The sequence below is a fragment of the Pseudomonas sp. TE4620 genome (genome assembly GCF_056279045.1).
Window position 1 is genome coordinate 685,809 of sequence record NZ_JBWBQO010000001.1, and the last position, 17,854, is coordinate 703,662.

Here is a 17,854-nt window from a genome sequence, read left to right on the forward strand (position 1 = left end):
CTTACTTGCCAAGGGTCAGGTTGAGGCCGGCAAACACGGTGAACTGTGGCAGGCCATCGCCTTTTTTCTCCACCGTCCACTGCGGCTCGACGAAGGCATTGAGGATGTTGCTACCGGACTTCCATACCTTGCCCAGGCCCAGGCCGAGGGGGATGTAGTGGCTGTCGTTCTTCAGGTCGAAGGTCCAGGTGGCGGTGGAGCGCAGGTACCAGCCTTTGGGCAGGTTGTGGATGATGAACGGCTGCAGGGTGGCCGATTCCACATGCGCCCGGTCATGGTCGCCGGCAAACGAGCTCTGGTATTGCACCAGCGCACCGAGCAGGCCGCGCGGGGAGGAATCGATAGCGACCGCTGCCAGGCCCGCCTGCCATTTGCCGGTGCCCAGTTCGTCGTGTTCGGCGGTGGGGGCGGTGATTTGCGGGCCGATGCCCAGCTGTACGCCTTCGGTCTTGAGCAGAAAGATATCGAACAGGTTCAGGTCACCGATGCCAGTGCTGTAGCCACCGTGCGGATCGGGGCGGGTGCTGACCGGCAGGGTCGCACGCAGCAGTTGCGGCACCGGCAGGAAGTCGCCAGCGGCCAGCGGCAGGGTGCCGCGCACCAGCAGTTCGTTGCTATGGGCATTGCTGTCGTACAGTGACGGCGTGTAGTAATCCTGAAGGTTCAGGCCCGGCGCCAGGTTGAGCGGGTTGTTGCTCTTGTTCGCGGTCTCGGCGTTATTGGCCAGTGGTGCCTGGGCAAACAGCAGGGCGCAGGGCAGCGCGAAGCAAACGGCATGAATCCTTTGCATAGCGTGAACGCCTGATCAGTGACGCAGTTAAACGCTGTTACGGGTTAACCCGCATGGATTACTGGTACTTGATGACGATGCCTTTGAGCTTGCGCCCTTCGATGGCGCGGATATCGCGGTCCCACAGCGGGCCGCTGACGTAAGCGGACACCGGCTGGATACGGTCGTAGACCACCACCACGGCATCGCCGCCGATGCTGGCGGCCTGCTCGCGCAGCTTTTGCTCGACCTCGGTGATCGGCGGAGGTGGTTCGACGCTGGCATCGACGACGATTTCACCGAGCCGGGTATGCGGCCGGGTCGGTTCGCTGCGCAGCACCTGGACATTGGCGGCACTGGTGGGGGCGGCGTGGGGCGCACCGACATACTCGGTGGTGCGCGCGTCGATGTTGCTGCAGCCGGCCAGGGCCAGCAGCAGCGCGCCGAGCAACCAGTGCTGGCGCGGGTAGAGCTTGAGACCTGCAATCATCCTTCGATTCCCTCCGAAGCCTGTCATGCGCTGAAACAAAGACTTAACTGAAAGTAGCTGCAATTGGGTCAGTCGCAAGGAAAAGAAGGATGTTTGTCGGACGGCTAACCGTCCTTAGCCCAGCACCTCGCGCAGCCGGTACCAGAACATCCCCAACGCCAGCAACGGCGAGCGCAGGGCCTTGCCGCCGGGGAAGGTCAGGTGCGGCACCGCGCTGAACACATCCAGGCCCTGGCTGTGCCCGGCGTGAATGGCTTCGGCCAGCAGCCGCGCGGTCCAGTGGGTGACGTTCAGGCCATGGCCGCTGTAGCCCTGGGCATAGAACACGTTCGGGTGCTGTTGCAGGCGGCCGACCTGGGGGAAGCGATTGGCGGTGATGCCGATCTTGCCGCCCCACTGGAAGTCGATGCGGGTATTGGCCAGTTGCGGGAACACCTTGAGCATCTTCGGTTTCATGTAGGCAGCGATATCCGCAGGGTCGCGCCCGGAGTAGTGGCAGGCGCCACCGAACAGCAGGCGGCGGTCGGCCGACAGCCGGTAATAGTCGAGGCCGACCTTCTGGTCGCACAGCGACAGGTTCTGTGGAATCAGCTGCTCGGCCTGTGCCTGGGACAGCGGCTCGGTGGCGATGATGTAGCTGCCGGCGGGCAATACCTTGCCGCTCAGGCGCGGCTCCAGTTCATCCAGGTGCGCGTTGCAGGCCAGCACCAGGCTGCCGGCGCGCACCGTACCGTGCCGGGTGCGTACCTGCGCAGTGGCGCCATGGCTGATTTCCAGCACCGGGCTCTGTTCGAAGATGCGCACGCCGAGGGATTCGGCCACGCGTGCCTCGCCCAGCACCAGGTTGAGCGGATGCAGGTGGCCCGAGCCGCGGTCGATCAGGCCGCCGGCATACAGGTCGGAGGCGACCACCTGATGCATCTGCTCAGGCCCGACCAATTGCGTTTCATGCCGATAATTCTGCTCGGCCAGGCTTTGCTGCTCGGCACGCAAGGCGGCGAACTGCGCCGGGGTGTTGGCCAGTTCGCAAAAGCCCCAGCGCAGGTCGCAATCGATGCCGTGGGTGCGGACGCGCTCGGCCACCACCTCGACCGATTCGATGCCGGCGCGTTGCAGGTACTTCACCCCCTCCTGGCCGACGTAGCGGGCGAAGCCCTCGACCTCATGGCCGATACCGCGGATCAGCTGGCCGCCGTTGCGCCCGCTGGCGCCCCAGCCGATGCGCCGGGCTTCGAGGAGGATCACCGAGAGCCCGCGCTGGGCCAGTTCGATGGCGCAGTTGACCCCGGTAAAACCGCCGCCGATCACGCAGACATCGGCCTGCAGATCGGCGCCCAGGGCAGGGTAGGGCGCCAGGTCATGGGCCGTGGCGCTGTAGTAGGAGCGGGCGTGTTCAGGGCTGTACTGGTTCATTTGTTCGACTTCACTTTGCTCCAGGAGCGGGTCATCAGGCGCATGATCGCCGGCGTCGGGGTGCTGGACACGTACAGCTTGTCGAGCACTGCTTGCGGTGGGTACACCTCGGGGTTGTTGACCAGCTCCGCGTCCATGTACTGCTTGGCCGGCGGGTTGGCGTTGGCGTAGCCGACCACGCCGCTGACCTTGGCGATCACTTTCGGGTCGAGCAGGTAGTTGATGAAGGCGTAGGCCTCTTTCGGGTTGCTGGCGTCGGAAGGAATCGCCAGCAGGTCGAACCACAGGTTGCTGCCTTCCTTGGGAATGGCGTAGGCGATGTTCACGCCGTTGTTGGCTTCCTTGGCGCGGTTGGCGGCCTGGAACACGTCGCCCGAATAGCCGAAGGCCACGCAGATATCGCCGTTGGCCAGGTCCGAGACATATTTGGACGAGTGGAAATAGGTGATGTAGGGGCGCAGGGTCAGTAGTTTGGCCTCGGCCGCCTTGTAGTCTTCAGGCTTTTCGCTGCGCGGATCCTTGCCCATGTAGTTGAGGATGGCGGGGAACAGTTCGTCGGCCGAGTCCATGAACGACACGCCACACTGGCTGAGCTTTTTCAGGTTCTCGGGCTCGAACATTACTGCCCAGGAATCGATGTGGTCGACGCCCAGCACCTGCTTGACCTTGTCGACGTTGTAGCCGATGCCGTTGGTGCCCCACAGGTAGGGCACCGAGTGCAGGTTGTCGGCGTCGTTCTCCTGGAGGAACTTGAGCAGCACCGGGTCGAGGTTCTTCCAGTTCGGCAACTGCTCGCGGTCCAGTTTCAGAAAGGCCCCGGCTTTGACCTGACGGGCCAGAAAGTGGTTGGAAGGCACGACCACGTCGTAGCCGGTGCGACCGGCGAGCAACTTGCCTTCCAGGGTTTCGTTGGAGTCGAACACGTCGTAGATGACCTTGATACCGGTGCTGCCCTGAAAATCCGCCAGGGTGGTTTCACCGATGTAGTCGGTCCAGTTGTACACGCTGACACTGGGCTGGGCCTGGGCCACGGCGCTGACCAGCAGCGCCAGGGTTGCAGTTACGACTGTTTTCATGGGACGCATATCGACACCTTTTTGAATTGTTGTTTTCGATACTTGTTACAAGCTCGGGCTCAGACGCTGAGCAGCAGGAATTCGCGCTCCCAGGAACTGATCACCCGTTTGAAGTTCTCGTGCTCGGCACGCTTGACCGCCACGTAGCCGCGGACGAACTTGCTGCCCAGGTACTGCTCGATGGTCGGGCAGTCTTCCATGTGCGCCAGGGCGTCTTCGATGGTGATCGGCAGGCGCAGGTTGCGCCGCTCGTAGGCGCGGCCCTGGACCGGAGCGCTGGGGTTGATCTTCTCGACCATGCCCAGGTAGCCGCACAGCAGGCTGGCGGCAATCGCCAGGTAAGGGTTGGCATCGGCGCCGGGAAGGCGGTTTTCCACGCGCATCGCCTCGGGGCTCGAGGTCGGTACGCGCAGGCCCACGGTGCGGTTCTCTTCGCCCCATTCGACGTTCACCGGCGCCGAGGTGTCGGGCAGGAAACGGCGGAACGAGTTGACGTTGGGGGCGAACATCGGCAGCACTTTGGGGATGTACTTTTGCAAGCCGCCGATGTGATGCAGAAACAGCTCGCTCATTTGCCCGTTGTCGTCGACGAAGATCGGCTTGCCGGTGGCGATGTCGATCACACTCTGGTGCAGGTGCATGGCGCTGCCCGGCTCGTCGCCCACCGGCTTGGCCATGAAGGTGGCGGTGACGTTGTGCTTGAGCGCCGCCTCGCGCATGGTGCGCTTGAACACGGTGATCTGGTCGGCAAGGTCGAGGGCGTCGCCGTGACGGAAGTTGATTTCCATCTGCGCCGGGCCGTCTTCGTGGATCAGCGTGTCGAGGTCCAGGCCCTGGGCTTCGCACCAGTCATAGACGTCTTCGAACAGCGGGTCGAATTCGTTGGCGGCATCGATCGAGAACGACTGGCGGCCGCTTTCGGCCCGGCCCGAACGGCCCAGCGGTGCTTGCAACGGCAAGTCCGGGTCTTCGCAGCGCTGGGTCAGGTAGAACTCCATCTCCGGGGCGACGATGGGCTGCCAGCCCTTGTCGGTGTAGAGCTTGAGGACTTTCTTGAGCACGTTGCGCGGCGACAGCTCGATCGGGTTACCTTGCTTGTCGAAGGTGTCGTGGATCACCACGGCGGTCGGCTCGATGGCCCATGGCACCACGTACACCGCCGCCGAATCCGGGCGGCAGACCATGTCGATGTCGGCCGGATCGAGCAGGTCGTAGTAGATGTCGTCGTCGACAAAGTCCCCGGTTACCGTTTGCAGAAGCACACTTTCCGGCAGGCGCATGCCTCGTTCATGCAGGAACTTGTTGGTCGGTGCGATCTTGCCGCGGGCGATACCGGTCAGATCACTGACCACGCACTCGACTTCGGTAATCTTGTGTTCTTTCAGCCACGCAGACAGCTGATCGAAAGGGGCATTCATAAAGACCTCGTTGTTGGTTTTATCCACGCCAGGACCGGCAGTTGCGACCGGCTTGCCACCCAAGCGGCTTCCCCTGTAGCGCGTTGAGGTCTATCTTGGGTGACGCTTGCGCATTCGATCTATCCACTTTCAGCAAGACTAAAATGCACCAAAAGAGTGCATAAAGAGCAGCTCATGACAGCGTCAACGCCTTTGCGGGTTCAAGCTTTCAATACCGCCGATGTCACCGAACAGGTCCGTGCCACCCCGGGCTGGACCCAGCATTACCAACAGATGTCTCCCGGGCATTTCGCCGGCCAGCTGCGCTGCCTCGACCTGCAGGGCGTGGAGATCTACGAGGAGTGCATGAACACCCGGGTCGAACAGAATTTCAGTGCGCCGGCCGGCTCCCTGGCGTTCTGTTTCGACCGCAACGATCACAGCCTTTACGTGCTCAATGGCGAAAGCCGCAACATCTGGATCACCCCGGAGAACTACCAGGAAGTGGCCGTGGTGTTCGGCCCGGAATTCGTCCAGCGCCACAGCCTGGACATCGCCCGCCTCGACGGGCTGTTCATGGCGCCGTTGAACTCGATGCAGAACGAGCTGTTCAGCCGGTGGCTGAGCGGCACCCTCACGCGCATCTCGCAGACCATCGACCCGCCAAGCCAGGACGCATTGGCCGCGCAGTTGCTGGAAGACTGCCTGTTCATCCTCGATAACGCGTGCATCTGCCTCGATCGCGGGGCGTTGTGGCGGCGTACCGAAGAGCGCGCAATCATGCGCAAGGTTGGCGAATGGGCGGCAGATTGCCCGGAAGAAACCCTCAATCTGCTTGAGCTTTCGCAGGTTGCCGGGGTGTCCCTGCGCCAGCTGCAGCACGCCTTCAAGACCTTCACCGGCATGGCCCCGGCGCAGTGGCTGCGCTTGCGCCGGCTCAACAGTGCACGGCGTGAATTGCTCAGTTGCACGCCCAGCGATACCACCGTCGCCGAAGTGGCCATGCATTGGTCGTTCTGGCACCTGGGACGGTTTTCCGACAGCTACCGCAAGCTGTTCAAGGAGCTGCCCAGCGAGACCCTGAAGCGCGTGGCGCTGTCAGTCAGATAGCCAGCAGTGGTAATGTTCGACCTACTAAATGAAGTCGATAGCCTGGAAAGACCATGCCAAGAGCCTCCCACCAAGACCTGCGTCGCGCGTTCCGCCAACTGCTTGCCTCACCTGCCTGCTACCACACCGCCTCTGTTTTCGACCCGATGTCGGCGCGCATTGCCGCTGACCTGGGCTTCGAGGTGGGGATCCTCGGCGGTTCGGTGGCCTCCCTGCAGGTGCTGGCCGCCCCTGACTTTGCCCTGATCAGCCTGAGCGAATTCGCCGAGCAGGCGACGCGGATCGGCCGGGTGGCGCAACTGCCGGTAATTGCTGACGCCGACCACGGCTATGGCAACGCGCTCAACGTGATGCGGACGGTGACCGAGCTTGAGCGTGCCGGGATTGCCGCGCTGACCATCGAGGACACCCTGCTGCCGGCCCAGTTCGGGCGCAAGTCCACCGACCTGATCAGCATCGCCGAAGGGGTCGGCAAGATCCGCGCGGCGCTGGAGGCGCGAGTTGACCCGGAGCTGTCGATCATTGCCCGCACCAACGCGGCGCTGATTGCCACCGAAGAAGTCATCGCCCGCACCGTGGCCTACCAGAACGCCGGCGCAGACGCCTTGTGCATTGTCGGTATCCGCGACTTCGAACACCTGGAACAGATTGCCGCACACCTGAGCGTGCCGCTGATGCTGGTCACCTACGGCAACCCGCAACTGCATGATGATGCGCGCCTGGCCGAACTGGGTGTGCGCATTGCCGTCGATGGCCATGGTGCCTACTTTGCCGCGATCAAGGCCACCTACGACTGCCTGCGCGAGCAGCGCGGCATCACCTGCAGCACCTCGGACCTGAGCGCCACCGAACTCACCCATACCTACACGCAACCGGACGACTACATCGTCTGGGCCCGCGAGTACATGGACGTCAACGAATAGGCCGCAAGGCTTAGTCAACGCAACAACTCTCTACAAATGGAAGCGAAACAATTCATGAAGAAATCTACAGGCGTACTCGGCCTCGCAGTGGCAGTGGCAGCGGTGTGCACCGCGGGTGCCTGGTACACCGGCAAGCAACTGCCAGGCGTGCTGGCAACCACCATCGCCGAATCCAACGCCCAGACCAAGCAGGCGCTGGTGGGTATGGACACCCTCGTGGAGCTTGAGCTGGTATCGCTGGACAGCCATCTGTTCAGCAGTACCGCCAAATACCGCCTCAAGGTAAAAAACCTGCAGGTTGGCGAAGACAGCAAAAGCTTCGAGCTGAATTTTGTCGACCAGATCGAACACGGGCCGTTGCCGCTGTCGCGGGTCAAGGCGCTGAAGCTGATGCCGGTCATGGCAGCCAGTCATTACAGCCTGGAAAAAGACGCGGCCACCGCCGACTGGTTCGCCCTGACCAAAGACGTTTCGCCGCTGCAAGGCCAGGTTGCCTACGGCTACGATCGCTCGATGGACAGCGCTTTCCAGGTGGCGCCGATCGAGTGGAGCAAGGACGGCTCATCGCTGAAGTTCTCCGGCTTTGAAGTCACCGGCCACGGCAACGAAGGCGCCGAACACGTGCAGCTCACCGGCCAGTCGGGCGGCCTGAGCCTGAACCTGGTCGACCCTGACAGCAAAGTGCTGAAAGTCGAGATCAAGGGCCTGAGCCTGACCGGCGACATGACCAAGACGCCGTTCGGCTTCTATGTCGGCAAGATGGACATGGCCGTGGCTGATACGGTCGCCACCTTCGGCGATGAGCAAAAGGTCCTGAAGCTCAAGGGCCTGGCGCAGAACAACGAGTACAAGAACGACGGCGACAAGCTCTCGGCACGCATGGAATACAAGGTTGGCGACATCAACTTTGACGGCAAGGCCATCGGTGCCGGCGAGATGGTCTGGAGCCTCAAGCGTCTCGACATCCCGGCCATGCAGGCACTGATCGGCTGGTACCAGAGCCGCCTGCCTGAGTTCCAGCAGGCCGCTGCCGAAGGTGCAGGCATGCCGGACCTGGCGATGACCGAGGCTGAAACGGCCCAGGTGCGCAGTGATGTGCAGCGCCTGCTGGCAGCCAAGCCGCAGATCGCCCTGGAGAATCTGTCGTTCAAGACTGCCAATGGCGAAAGCCGTTTCAGCTTCAGCGTCGACCTGGCCAACCCGACCTCCCTGGAGCTGCCGCCCGAGGAGCTGTCCAAGCAGCTGATCACCCAGCTGCAGAGCAAGCTGTCGCTGTCCAAGCCGATGATCGGTGACCTGGCGACCCTGCAGGCGCAGTTCGAAGGCCAGACCGATGCTGCCATCGTTTCCCAGCAAGCGGCCCAGGCCGGGGAAATGGTCAGCATGATGGCGGTGCAGAGCCAGATGGCCAAGGTCGAGGGCAATGACATTGTTACCTCGCTGCACTATGCCGATGGCATGGTCGACTTCAACGGCCAGAAGATGACCGTTGAGCAGTTCGCCAGCGTGATCATGGCCAACGCCAGCGCAATGCAGGCGACCGGCGGTTGATGTTCAGGCCCGGGGCGCCCGCCCCGGGCTTGTTTCACTAAAAAAACCTTTTGAATTCATTCGATTATCTGTAGCCTTCGGCATCCTATAAAAACCCGAGGCCGCAGCTGGTCCGTGGTTCTGTGCGCAAGGCTGTTTTGCCCTGCCTGTGGAGCCTGTAGCCGATTTGCCAGGGCTCGGTGATACACTCGACTTACGCGCTCAAGCGCCTGCAGGTCCAGCGATCATGACCCAGATTTCCGAACGCCTTCTCGTCCAGGCTCACCTCGATGCCAAGCAGCCCACGCCGCTGACGCCCGAGCAAGAGGCCGACTACCGCGCCGCCATTGCCGCCGAACTCAAGGCGCAAAATGCGGTGCTGGTTGCCCACTACTATTGCGACCCGGTGATCCAGGCCCTGGCCGAGGAAACCGGTGGCTGCGTGTCCGACTCGCTGGAAATGGCCCGCTTCGGCAAGAACCACGCGGCCTCGACCGTGGTGGTCGCCGGGGTGCGCTTCATGGGCGAGACGGCCAAGATCCTCACCCCGGAAAAGCGCGTGCTGATGCCGACCCTCGAGGCGACCTGCTCGCTCGATCTCGGCTGCCCGGTGGATGAGTTCTCGGCGTTCTGCGACAAGCACCCCGAGCGCACCGTGGTGGTGTATGCCAACACCTCGGCGGCGGTCAAGGCCCGCGCCGACTGGGTAGTGACCTCAAGCTGCGCGCTGGAAATCGTCGAAAGCCTGATGGACAACGGCGAGACCATCATCTGGGGCCCGGACCAGCACCTGGGCCGCTACATCCAGAAACAGACCGGCGCCGACATGCTGCTGTGGGACGGTGCCTGCATCGTCCACGAAGAGTTCAAGTCGCGCCAACTGGCCGACATGAAGGCGCTGTACCCGGATGCGGCAATCCTGGTGCATCCGGAGTCGCCCGAGGCGGTGATCGACCTGGCCGACGCAGTGGGCTCCACCAGCCAGCTGATTGCGGCGGCGCAGACCCTGCCGAACAAGACCTTCATCGTCGCCACCGACCGCGGCATCTTCTACAAGATGCAGCAGCTGTGCCCCGACAAGATCTTCATCGAAGCGCCTACCGCCGGTAACGGCGCGGCCTGCCGCAGCTGCGCGCATTGCCCGTGGATGGCGATGAATACCCTGGAGCGCACCTTGCAGTGCCTGCGGGAAGGCACTAACGAGATTTTCGTTGAGCCGGCGTTGATCCCCCAGGCGATCAAGCCGCTCAAGCGTATGCTCGACTTCACCCAGGCGGCGCGGATGAAGTTGTCCGGTAACGCCTGACGACGCCTTCGCGGGGCAAGCCCGCTCCTACCGTAGGAGCGGACTTGCCCCGCGATGCTTAGCGCATCATGTCCTTGACCATCCGCTGTTGCTCCATCAGCTCGCGCTGACGCGCATCGATCTTCGACGCCAGGACGAAGTTGTTGCCGGCGCGCTGCTTGGCGTAGTCGAGCTGCTGCAGGGCCTGGTCGAAGTCGCCCACCAGGGCAAAGTATTCGGCGCGGGCCTGGTGCAGGCCGATGGTGTTGCCCGACAAGCCCCGCACTTCCGCCACGTCATACCAGACGTCTGGGTCTTCAGGACGGTTCTTGAGTAGCGCATCCAGCGCCTTCTCTGCCTCGGCAGGGCGGTTCTGCTTGAGCAGCAGGTCGATGCGCGCCTGTTGCAGCGGGTAGTTGGCCGGGTACAGGCTGCGCATCCGCTCGACCCGTTGCTGGGCATCGGGCAGGCGGTTGTTGGTGATGTCCAGGTCGATCTGCGCCAGGTTGTAGGTGATGTCGTTGGGCGCCTTGGCCAGCAGCGGCTTGAGGTTCTCGCGCGCCTCGTTCAGGCGCCCGCCCTTGATCTGCGCCAGCGCCAGGCCGTAGCGGGCGGCGTCCATCTGCGGGTTTTCGTCGAGCTGGGCCTGGAAGCGCTTGGCGGCAAGGCCGGGGGTGCCTTCGTAGATCAGCGCCACCCGGGCACGAATCAGCTGGTAGCGCATGCTGTCTTCGGTGCCACCCTTGGGCGCCTGTTCGGCGCGGTTGCGGGTGTCGGCGATGCGCGATTCGGTAACCGGGTGAGTCAGAAGGAATTCCGGCGGCTTGGCGTCATAGCGGTACTGACGCATCAGGCGCTCGAACATGGTCGGCATGTTGCGCGGATCATAGCCGGCCTTCTCAAGGTTGAGGATACCGATGCGGTCGGCTTCCTGTTCGTTCTGCCGCGAGAAGCGCCGCTGCTCCTGGATGGCGGCCGCCTGGGTGCCGGCAATTGCGGCAATACCGGCATCACCGGCACCTGCCGCGGCGGCGACGATACCGATCAGCAGCGCGCCCATCATCGGCAACTGCATGCGCTGCTGGGCCTCGACGCCGCGGGCGAAGTGGCGTTGCGACAAGTGCGCCAGTTCGTGAGCCAGTACCGAGGCGTATTCGCCTTCGGTCTGGGCATTGAGGAACAGCCCGCCGTTGACCCCGACGATCCCGCCGGGGGCGGCAAAGGCGTTGAGTTCGCGGCTGTCGATGAGGATGAACTCCAGGCGCCGGTCCTGCAACTGGCTGGTTTCGGCCAGGCGGTAGACGCTGGTTTCGACGTAATCCTTGAGCTGGGGATCGTTCAGTTGGTTGACATTGCCCCGCAGCAGGCTGAGCCAGGCGCGGCCCAGCTGGTGTTCCTGTTGCGGGGAGACAATGGCAGAACTGGCGTCGCCGAGTGACGGCAGGTCGTCGGCATGGCTGGGGAGCGCCATCAAACAGGCCAGCGTCAGCAGGGTAGGGCGCAGAAAATTCATGCACGAAGCTCTGGTCGACAAAGAACCTTACTGTAGCCCGCTCGCACGTTGGCGACCAGTGGCGGTATCCTACCGGGCTTGTTCAAAATGCTACCTGTGCCCGCATTCCTGCCTGGAGACCCCCATGAGCGAGACCCCGACCCATGACGCCGAACTCGACGCCAGCGGGCTGAACTGCCCGCTGCCGCTGCTCAAGGCGAAGATGGAGCTCAATCGCCTGGCCACTGGCGCGGTGCTCAAGGTGATTGCCACCGACGCCGGTTCCCAGCGCGACTTTCGCACTTTTGCCCGATTGGCCGGTCATACGCTGCTGCTCGAAGAGGCCGAGGCCGGTGTTTACACCTACTGGCTGAAGAAGGCCTGAGTTTTTTCTGTTAAAGGATCGTCAATGTTCAAGGTGCTTCGCGACTGGATGCAGCGCTACTTCTCCGATGAAGAAGCGGTGGTGCTGGCGGTCTTGCTGTTTCTGGCGTTCACCGCCGTCCTGACCCTCGGCGGCATGCTCGCGCCGGTGCTGGCGGGGATGGTTCTGGCGTTCCTGATGCAAGGCCTGGTCAACGCCCTGGAGCGCCTGCGGGTGCCCACGCGCTATGCGGTCGGGCTGGTGTTCATGCTGTTCATGGGCGCCCTGGCGGTGTTCCTGCTGGTGCTGGTGCCGCTGCTCTGGCATCAGTTGATCACCCTGTTCAATGAACTGCCGGGCATGCTCGGCAAGTGGCAGTCGCTGCTGTTGCTGTTGCCCGAGCGCTACCCGCACCTGGTCTCCGACGAGCAGGTGCTGCAGGCCATCGAGGTGATGCGCGGCGAGATCGGCAAGTTCGGCCAGTGGGCGCTGACCTTCTCGCTGTCGAGCCTGCCGCTGCTGGTCAACATCATGATCTACCTGGTGCTGGTGCCGATCCTGGTGTTCTTCTTTCTCAAGGACCGCGAGCAGATCGCCGATTGGGTCAGTGGCTACCTGCCCAAGGAGCGGGCGCTGATGACCCGGGTGGCCGAAGAAATGAACCGGCAGATCGCCAACTACATTCGCGGCAAGGGCATCGAGATTCTGATCTGTGGCGTGGCCACCTACATCGCCTTCATCAGCCTGGGGCTCAACTATGCGGCGTTGCTGGCCCTGCTGGTCGGCCTGTCGGTGGTGGTGCCCTATGTCGGCGCGGTGGTGGTGACCGTACCGGTAACCCTGATTGCGCTGTTCCAGTGGGGCTGGGGTGATCAGTTCATTTACCTGATGGCGGTGTACGCGATCATCCAGGCCCTGGACGGCAACGTGCTGGTGCCGCTGCTGTTCTCCGAGGCGGTGAGCCTGCACCCGGTGGCGATCATCTGCGCGGTGCTGCTGTTTGGCGGGCTGTGGGGGTTCTGGGGGATCTTCTTTGCCATCCCGCTGGCGACCCTGTTCAAGGCCGTGCTGGATGCCTGGCCGCGGCGAGAGCCGGTGGTGGCGCCGCTGCTCTAAAAGCATCGCGGGGCAAGCCCGCTCCCACAGTGAGTGAAAGAACCTGTGGGAGCGGGCTTGCCCCGCGATTGGCTTATCTTGCGTTCAGCGTCTGCGCCTCAGCCAGTACGGCATCGACATGCCCGGGCACCTTCACCCCACGCCAGGCCTTGCGCAGCACGCCGTCCTTGTCGATCAGGAAGGTGCTGCGGTCCACGCCTAGGTATTCCTTGCCGTAGAGTTTCTTCAGCTTGATCACGTCGAACAGCTGGCACAGGGCTTCGTCCTTGTCGCTGATCAGCTCGAAGGGGAAGGCCTGCTTGGCCTTGAAGTTCTCGTGGGACTTGATGCCATCACGCGATACGCCGAACACCTGGGTGTTGGCCGCCGCGAAGGCTGCATGCTGGTCACGGAAACCCTGGCCTTCGGTGGTGCACCCCGGGGTGCTGTCCTTGGGGTAGAAGTACAGCACCACCTGCTGGCCTTTAAGCCCAGCCAGGCTGACGGTCTGGCCGCTGGTGGCCTGGGCCTCAAAATCGGCGACGGGTTGGTCGAGTTCAACGGCCATGAAAAGCTTCCTTACATCGGGTTCTGTGGGCGCCACGGTTCGATCAGCGCATCCAGGTTCAGCGCATCGGAGAAGTCCAGGAACTGGTCACGCAGCCAGCTGATCTGGGTACCTGCCGGCAGGGTCACGGTAAAGGTGGCGTTGAGCATGGTGCCGCCGGTCTGCGGGGCCTGGTAGGTGTCGCAGGTGAGGTTCTCCAGCTCCACATGGTGGTCGATGAAGAACTGGCACAGCTCGTTGATGATGTCCGGGCGGTAGGCGGCGCTGACATAGGCCACGTACGGCAGCGACAGCGGGCGAACTTCGAGCTCGGCGCTGCGCACCACGTTGACGGTGAAGGTGTGCTTCTTGGCCAGGCCCGGCAGGGCGCCTTCGAAGCGCGCCAGGGCGTCCCAGCTGCCGGCGACCTGCAGGACCAGGGCACTGCACTCGCCGTGGCGGGTCAGGCGCGAGGTGACGACCGAGCAACGATTGTCGTTGCTGGCCCGGCACAGGATGTTGGTCAGTTCCATGGGATTGGCACCCAGGGCGCTGATGACAAGGAATTGTTCGCGAACGGTGGGGGTGGACATGCAGCATTCCTAAAGCGATGAGCGGTCGGTACCTGACGTGGCAAAAAGGCCGGTAGGCAGGCGCCCGGGGCTCAGGATCGAGCCTTGCGGCGCTGGCTACGCGCATTGTCGGCAGCCCGGCGGGCCACTATGTACCGATCAAAGACAGAAGGGTAGCGAAAATGGCCGCCGAGGGGAATGCTCCGCCCGCCTGCTTCGCTTGTGCAAGGCCGATGGCGCCAGTACCATTACCGCTCTCTTTTTCCGGCAGGAGCAGTTTCATGATTGCGGGCAGTATGGTGGCATTGGTCACACCCATGGATGCACAAGGGCGTCTTGATTGGGACAGCCTCAGCAAACTCGTGGACTTCCACCTGGAAAACGGCACCCACGCCATCGTTGCCGTCGGTACTACCGGCGAGTCGGCGACCCTGGATGTCAATGAGCACATTGAAGTCATCAAGGCGGTGGTCAAGCAGGTCAATGGCCGTATCCCGGTGATCGCCGGCACCGGCGCCAACTCCACCAGCGAAGCCGTGCACCTGACCCGCAACGCCAAGGAAGCCGGCGCCGATGCCTGCCTGCTGGTGGTGCCGTACTACAACAAGCCGACCCAGGAAGGCCTGTACCAGCACTTCAAGCACATTGCCGAAGCCGTCGACATCCCGCAGATTCTCTACAACGTCCCTGGCCGCACCTCCTGCGACATGCAGGCCGAGACCGTGATCCGCCTGTCGACCGTGCCGAACATCATCGGCATCAAAGAGGCCACCGGCGACCTCAAGCGCGCCAAGGCCATCCTTGACGGCGTCAGCAAGGACTTCATCGTCCTGTCCGGCGATGACCCGACCGCTGTCGAGCTGATCCTGCTGGGCGGCAAGGGCAACATCTCTGTTACCGCCAACGTCGCCCCGCGAGAAATGGCCGATCTGTGCGAAGCCGCCCTTGAGGGCAATGCCCAGAAGGCTCGCGCAATCAACGAACAACTGATGCCGCTGCACAAGGACCTGTTCATCGAAGCCAACCCGATTCCGGTGAAGTGGGCTTTGGTCGAAATGGGCCTGATGCACAAGGGCATCCGCCTGCCACTGACCTGGCTGAGCGAATCCTGTCACGATACGGTACGCCAGGCGATGCGCCAGTGCGGCCTGAAGTTTTAATTGAGGACGTACACCGCATGAAGCGATTGGCTGGTCTTTCCGCCCTTGCCTTGATCATCTCCAGTACCAGCGGTTGCGGCTGGCTCTGGGGCGAAGAGGGTTACTTCCGTGACCGTGGCAGCGATTATCTGGAGGCCACCCAGAAGCCGCCAATGCAGCTGCCACCGGACGTCAGCAGCGCCAAGCGGCTCGACCCGCTGCTGCCGATCCCGCGCAACGTCGCCGACGACAACGTCAAGGGCGAATTCGAAGTGCCGCGTCCGCTGCCGTTGAACGCCGCGGCCGACATCAGCGATTTCAGCCTGCAGAAGAGCGGCAGCTCGCGTTGGGTCCTGGCCCAGCGCTCGCCGGCCGAAGTCTGGCCGGTGGCCCGTCAGTTCTTTGAAGACAACGGCTTCCGGATTGCCGAAGAGCGTCCGCAAACCGGCGAATTCAACACCACCTGGCAGCGGTTCGACGAACTCTCGGCATCCATGGCCAAGCGCCTGGGCAGTGCCTCGAGCAGCAGCGACAACGAAGTCCGTGCGCGCATCCGCATCGAGCCGGGCGTGCAGCGCAACACCAGTGAAGTCTACGTCGTGACCGTCGAACGCCCGGCCGGCAGCACTGCCGAGCAGGAATTCCCGGCACGTTCGGCCAACACCGGTGTTGACGCCATCCTGGTCGACGAAATGCTCGCCAGCATGACCCGCAGCGCCGAGAAGGGCGGTTCGGTGTCGTTGCTTGCCGCCCGCGACTTCGATACCCCGAGCCGCGTCAGCCTCAGCGAAGACGGCAGCGGCAACCCGGTACTGAACCTGGGCGCCGACCTCGATCGCGCCTGGTCCAGCGTTGGCCGTGCCCTGGAGCAGGGCGAATGGCGCGTTGAAGACATCAACCGCAGCCTGGGCCTGTACTACATCAACCTTGCCGAGAAAGCCGAGACCAAAGAGCAGCCAGGCTTCTTCAGCCGTCTGTTCGGCAGTGCGCCGAGCAAGGAAGAGCGTGAAGCCCGTGCCGAGCGCTACCAGGTTCGCCTGAGCAAGGTGGGCGAAAGCGTCCAGGTCACCGTCGAGAAGAACATCAACACCGTGGCCCCGGCAGACGTTGCCCGCCGCGTGCTGAGCGTGATTCAGGACAACCTGGGTTAAGTGCGCTTCGCCGTACTTGGAAGTGGAAGCCAGGGAAATGGCACGCTGATCGCCAGTGGCAATACCTTGCTGCTGGTCGATTGCGGCTTTTCCCTGCGTGAAACCGAGCGGCGCCTGGCGCTGCTCGGCGTTTCTGCGGCGCAATTGAGCGCGGTGCTGGTCACCCACGAACATGCCGACCACGTGCATGGGGTCGGGTTGCTGTCGCGGCGCTACAATGTACCGGTCTACCTCAGCCGCGGCACCTTGCGCGGCATGCGCAAGCCGGTCGAGGCCGCAGGCTTCCTGGCCGCCAACGACACCTTGCAGCTGGGCGACCTGAGCGTTACCGCCGTCGGTGTCACTCACGACGCGCTGGAGCCGCTGCAGTACGTGTTTGGCGATGGCTGCCGGCGCTTTGGCGTGCTGACCGACCTGGGCTCGTATGATGCGGCCCTGCTCAGCAGCTACCAGGGCCTGGACGCCCTGCTGATCGAGGCCAACCACTGTCGCGACCTGCTCGGACGCGGGCCGTACCCGATGTTTTTGAAGCAGCGGGTGGGTGGCGACTACGGACATTTGAACAACCATCAGGCCGCGCGCCTGGTGTCGGAGCTGGACTGGCAGAACCTGCAACACCTGGTGCTGGCCCATCTCAGCAGCAAGAACAACCAGCCACAGCTGGCCCGGCAATGCTTCGTCGATACCCTCGGCTGCGACCCGGACTGGCTGCAAGTGGCCAATCAGGATTCCGGGCTCGACTGGCGTGAAATCGCCTAGCCCATCATTTAGCAAGCGGAGCCCATCATGGAAAAACGTGAAGAACTCTACCGCGGCAAAGCCAAGTCGGTTTACAAGACCGACGACGCTGACCGCTTGATCCTGCTGTTTCGCAACGACACCTCGGCGTTCGACGGCAAGCGCATCGAACAGCTCGACCGCAAGGGCATGGTGAACAACAAGTTCAACGCCTTCATCATGCAAAAGCTTGAAGAAGCCGGCATTCCGACCCAGTTCGACAAGCTGCTGGGCGACAACGAATGCCTGGTCAAGAAGCTCGACATGATCCCGGTCGAATGCGTCGTGCGCAACTACGCCGCCGGCAGCCTGGTCAAGCGCCTGGGCGTCGAAGAAGGCATGAAGCTCACCCCGCACACCTTCGAGCTGTTCCTCAAGGACGACGCCAAGGGCGACCCGTTCATCAACGAATCCCACGTCGTGGCCTTCGGTTGGGGCACCGCCGAGCAACTGGCGAAGATGAAAGAGCTGTCGCTCAAGGTCAACGACGTGCTGAACAAACTGTTCGACGACGCTGGCCTGCTGCTGGTCGACTTCAAGCTTGAGTTCGGCGTATTCCACGGCGAGATCGTCCTGGGTGACGAATTCAGCCCGGACGGCTGCCGCCTGTGGGACAAAGAAACCCGCAAGAAGATGGACAAGGACCGCTTCCGCCAGGGTCTGGGCGACGTTATCGAAGCCTACGAAGAAGTTGCCAAACGCCTGGGTGTGCCGCTGTAACCGG

At 62.9% G+C, this 17,854-nt stretch carries 18 protein-coding genes; 10 read left to right on the forward strand and 8 right to left on the reverse strand.

Going from position 1 to position 17,854, the window contains the following annotated elements:
- Window position 1: 1 nt before the first annotated feature.
- The 5 genes from ACZ9A3_RS03265 to ACZ9A3_RS03285 form a co-directional block, all read right to left on the reverse strand.
- Window positions 2-790, reverse strand: a complete 789-nt coding sequence (locus ACZ9A3_RS03265; protein ID WP_256326761.1) for a hypothetical protein — start codon at window positions 788-790, stop codon at window positions 2-4.
- Between the two features lie 58 nt (window positions 791-848).
- Window positions 849-1,259: a hypothetical protein gene (locus ACZ9A3_RS03270; RefSeq protein WP_093386367.1), complete on the reverse strand. Its 411-nt coding sequence runs from the start codon at window positions 1,257-1,259 to the stop codon at window positions 849-851.
- A gap of 114 nt (window positions 1,260-1,373) precedes the next feature.
- Window positions 1,374-2,672 carry an NAD(P)/FAD-dependent oxidoreductase gene (locus ACZ9A3_RS03275; RefSeq protein WP_476252134.1) on the reverse strand — a complete coding sequence of 433 codons (1,299 nt, stop codon included), beginning with the start codon at window positions 2,670-2,672 and terminating at the stop codon, window positions 1,374-1,376.
- Window positions 2,669-3,757, reverse strand: a complete 1,089-nt coding sequence (locus tag ACZ9A3_RS03280) for a polyamine ABC transporter substrate-binding protein (protein ID WP_045193519.1) — start codon at window positions 3,755-3,757, stop codon at window positions 2,669-2,671. Before ACZ9A3_RS03280 ends, ACZ9A3_RS03275 begins: the two co-directional genes overlap by 4 nt.
- Window positions 3,758-3,807: 50 nt before the next feature.
- Window positions 3,808-5,166, reverse strand: coding sequence for a glutamine synthetase family protein (locus ACZ9A3_RS03285; protein WP_115088513.1), 1,359 nt, complete (start codon window positions 5,164-5,166; stop codon window positions 3,808-3,810).
- 174 nt (window positions 5,167-5,340) lie between these two features.
- On the opposite strand from ACZ9A3_RS03285, the gene ACZ9A3_RS03290 reads away from it, so the two are divergent.
- The 4 genes from ACZ9A3_RS03290 to nadA all read left to right on the forward strand — a co-directional run bounded on the left by ACZ9A3_RS03290 (window position 5,341) and on the right by nadA (window position 10,014).
- Complete coding sequence (locus ACZ9A3_RS03290; RefSeq protein ID WP_045193518.1) at window positions 5,341-6,255, forward strand: helix-turn-helix domain-containing protein; 915 nt, start codon at window positions 5,341-5,343, stop codon at window positions 6,253-6,255.
- Window positions 6,256-6,308: 53 nt separating this feature from the next.
- On the forward strand, window positions 6,309-7,178 hold the full coding sequence (locus tag ACZ9A3_RS03295) for an isocitrate lyase/PEP mutase family protein (protein ID WP_093386357.1): 870 nt from the start codon (window positions 6,309-6,311) through the stop codon (window positions 7,176-7,178).
- A gap of 54 nt (window positions 7,179-7,232) precedes the next feature.
- The gene (locus tag ACZ9A3_RS03300) at window positions 7,233-8,729 is read left to right on the forward strand and encodes a YdgA family protein (protein WP_176794291.1); all 1,497 of its coding nucleotides are present in this window, start codon (window positions 7,233-7,235) and stop codon (window positions 8,727-8,729) included.
- A gap of 226 nt (window positions 8,730-8,955) precedes the next feature.
- The gene (gene nadA / locus ACZ9A3_RS03305; protein WP_476252135.1) at window positions 8,956-10,014 is read left to right on the forward strand and encodes a quinolinate synthase NadA; all 1,059 of its coding nucleotides are present in this window, start codon (window positions 8,956-8,958) and stop codon (window positions 10,012-10,014) included.
- 58 nt (window positions 10,015-10,072) lie between these two features.
- Here the strand turns inward: nadA and ACZ9A3_RS03310 are convergent, their stop codons facing one another.
- Window positions 10,073-11,506: a M48 family metalloprotease gene (locus ACZ9A3_RS03310; RefSeq protein ID WP_045193514.1), complete on the reverse strand. Its 1,434-nt coding sequence runs from the start codon at window positions 11,504-11,506 to the stop codon at window positions 10,073-10,075.
- A gap of 124 nt (window positions 11,507-11,630) precedes the next feature.
- On the opposite strand from ACZ9A3_RS03310, the gene ACZ9A3_RS03315 reads away from it, so the two are divergent.
- Both ACZ9A3_RS03315 and ACZ9A3_RS03320 read left to right on the forward strand, forming a co-directional pair.
- Entirely contained in the window at window positions 11,631-11,870 is a 240-nt protein-coding gene (locus tag ACZ9A3_RS03315) for a sulfurtransferase TusA family protein (RefSeq protein WP_045193512.1), read from the forward strand.
- Window positions 11,871-11,894: 24 nt separating this feature from the next.
- Window positions 11,895-12,965, forward strand: a complete 1,071-nt coding sequence (locus ACZ9A3_RS03320) for an AI-2E family transporter (RefSeq protein ID WP_045193511.1) — start codon at window positions 11,895-11,897, stop codon at window positions 12,963-12,965.
- Between the two features lie 73 nt (window positions 12,966-13,038).
- Here the strand turns inward: ACZ9A3_RS03320 and ACZ9A3_RS03325 are convergent, their stop codons facing one another.
- A complete protein-coding gene (locus tag ACZ9A3_RS03325; protein WP_213602161.1) occupies window positions 13,039-13,512 on the reverse strand; it encodes a peroxiredoxin in 474 nt (157 codons plus the stop codon).
- Between the two features lie 11 nt (window positions 13,513-13,523).
- Window positions 13,524-14,084, reverse strand: a complete 561-nt coding sequence (locus ACZ9A3_RS03330; RefSeq protein ID WP_038996628.1) for a glycine cleavage system transcriptional repressor — start codon at window positions 14,082-14,084, stop codon at window positions 13,524-13,526.
- 260 nt (window positions 14,085-14,344) lie between these two features.
- Here ACZ9A3_RS03330 and dapA point away from each other — a divergent pair, with 260 nt between their 5' ends.
- The 4 genes from dapA to purC are packed head-to-tail and all read left to right on the forward strand — an operon-like array spanning window position 14,345 to window position 17,850.
- Entirely contained in the window at window positions 14,345-15,223 is an 879-nt protein-coding gene (gene dapA / locus ACZ9A3_RS03335) for a 4-hydroxy-tetrahydrodipicolinate synthase (protein ID WP_093386329.1), read from the forward strand.
- Between the two features lie 17 nt (window positions 15,224-15,240).
- Window positions 15,241-16,353: an outer membrane protein assembly factor BamC gene (gene bamC / locus ACZ9A3_RS03340; protein WP_093386324.1), complete on the forward strand. Its 1,113-nt coding sequence runs from the start codon at window positions 15,241-15,243 to the stop codon at window positions 16,351-16,353.
- Window positions 16,354-17,112, forward strand: coding sequence for an MBL fold metallo-hydrolase (locus ACZ9A3_RS03345; protein ID WP_476252136.1), 759 nt, complete (start codon window positions 16,354-16,356; stop codon window positions 17,110-17,112).
- Between the two features lie 27 nt (window positions 17,113-17,139).
- A complete protein-coding gene (purC, locus tag ACZ9A3_RS03350) occupies window positions 17,140-17,850 on the forward strand; it encodes a phosphoribosylaminoimidazolesuccinocarboxamide synthase (protein ID WP_045193505.1) in 711 nt (236 codons plus the stop codon).
- Window positions 17,851-17,854: the final 4 nt, after the last annotated feature.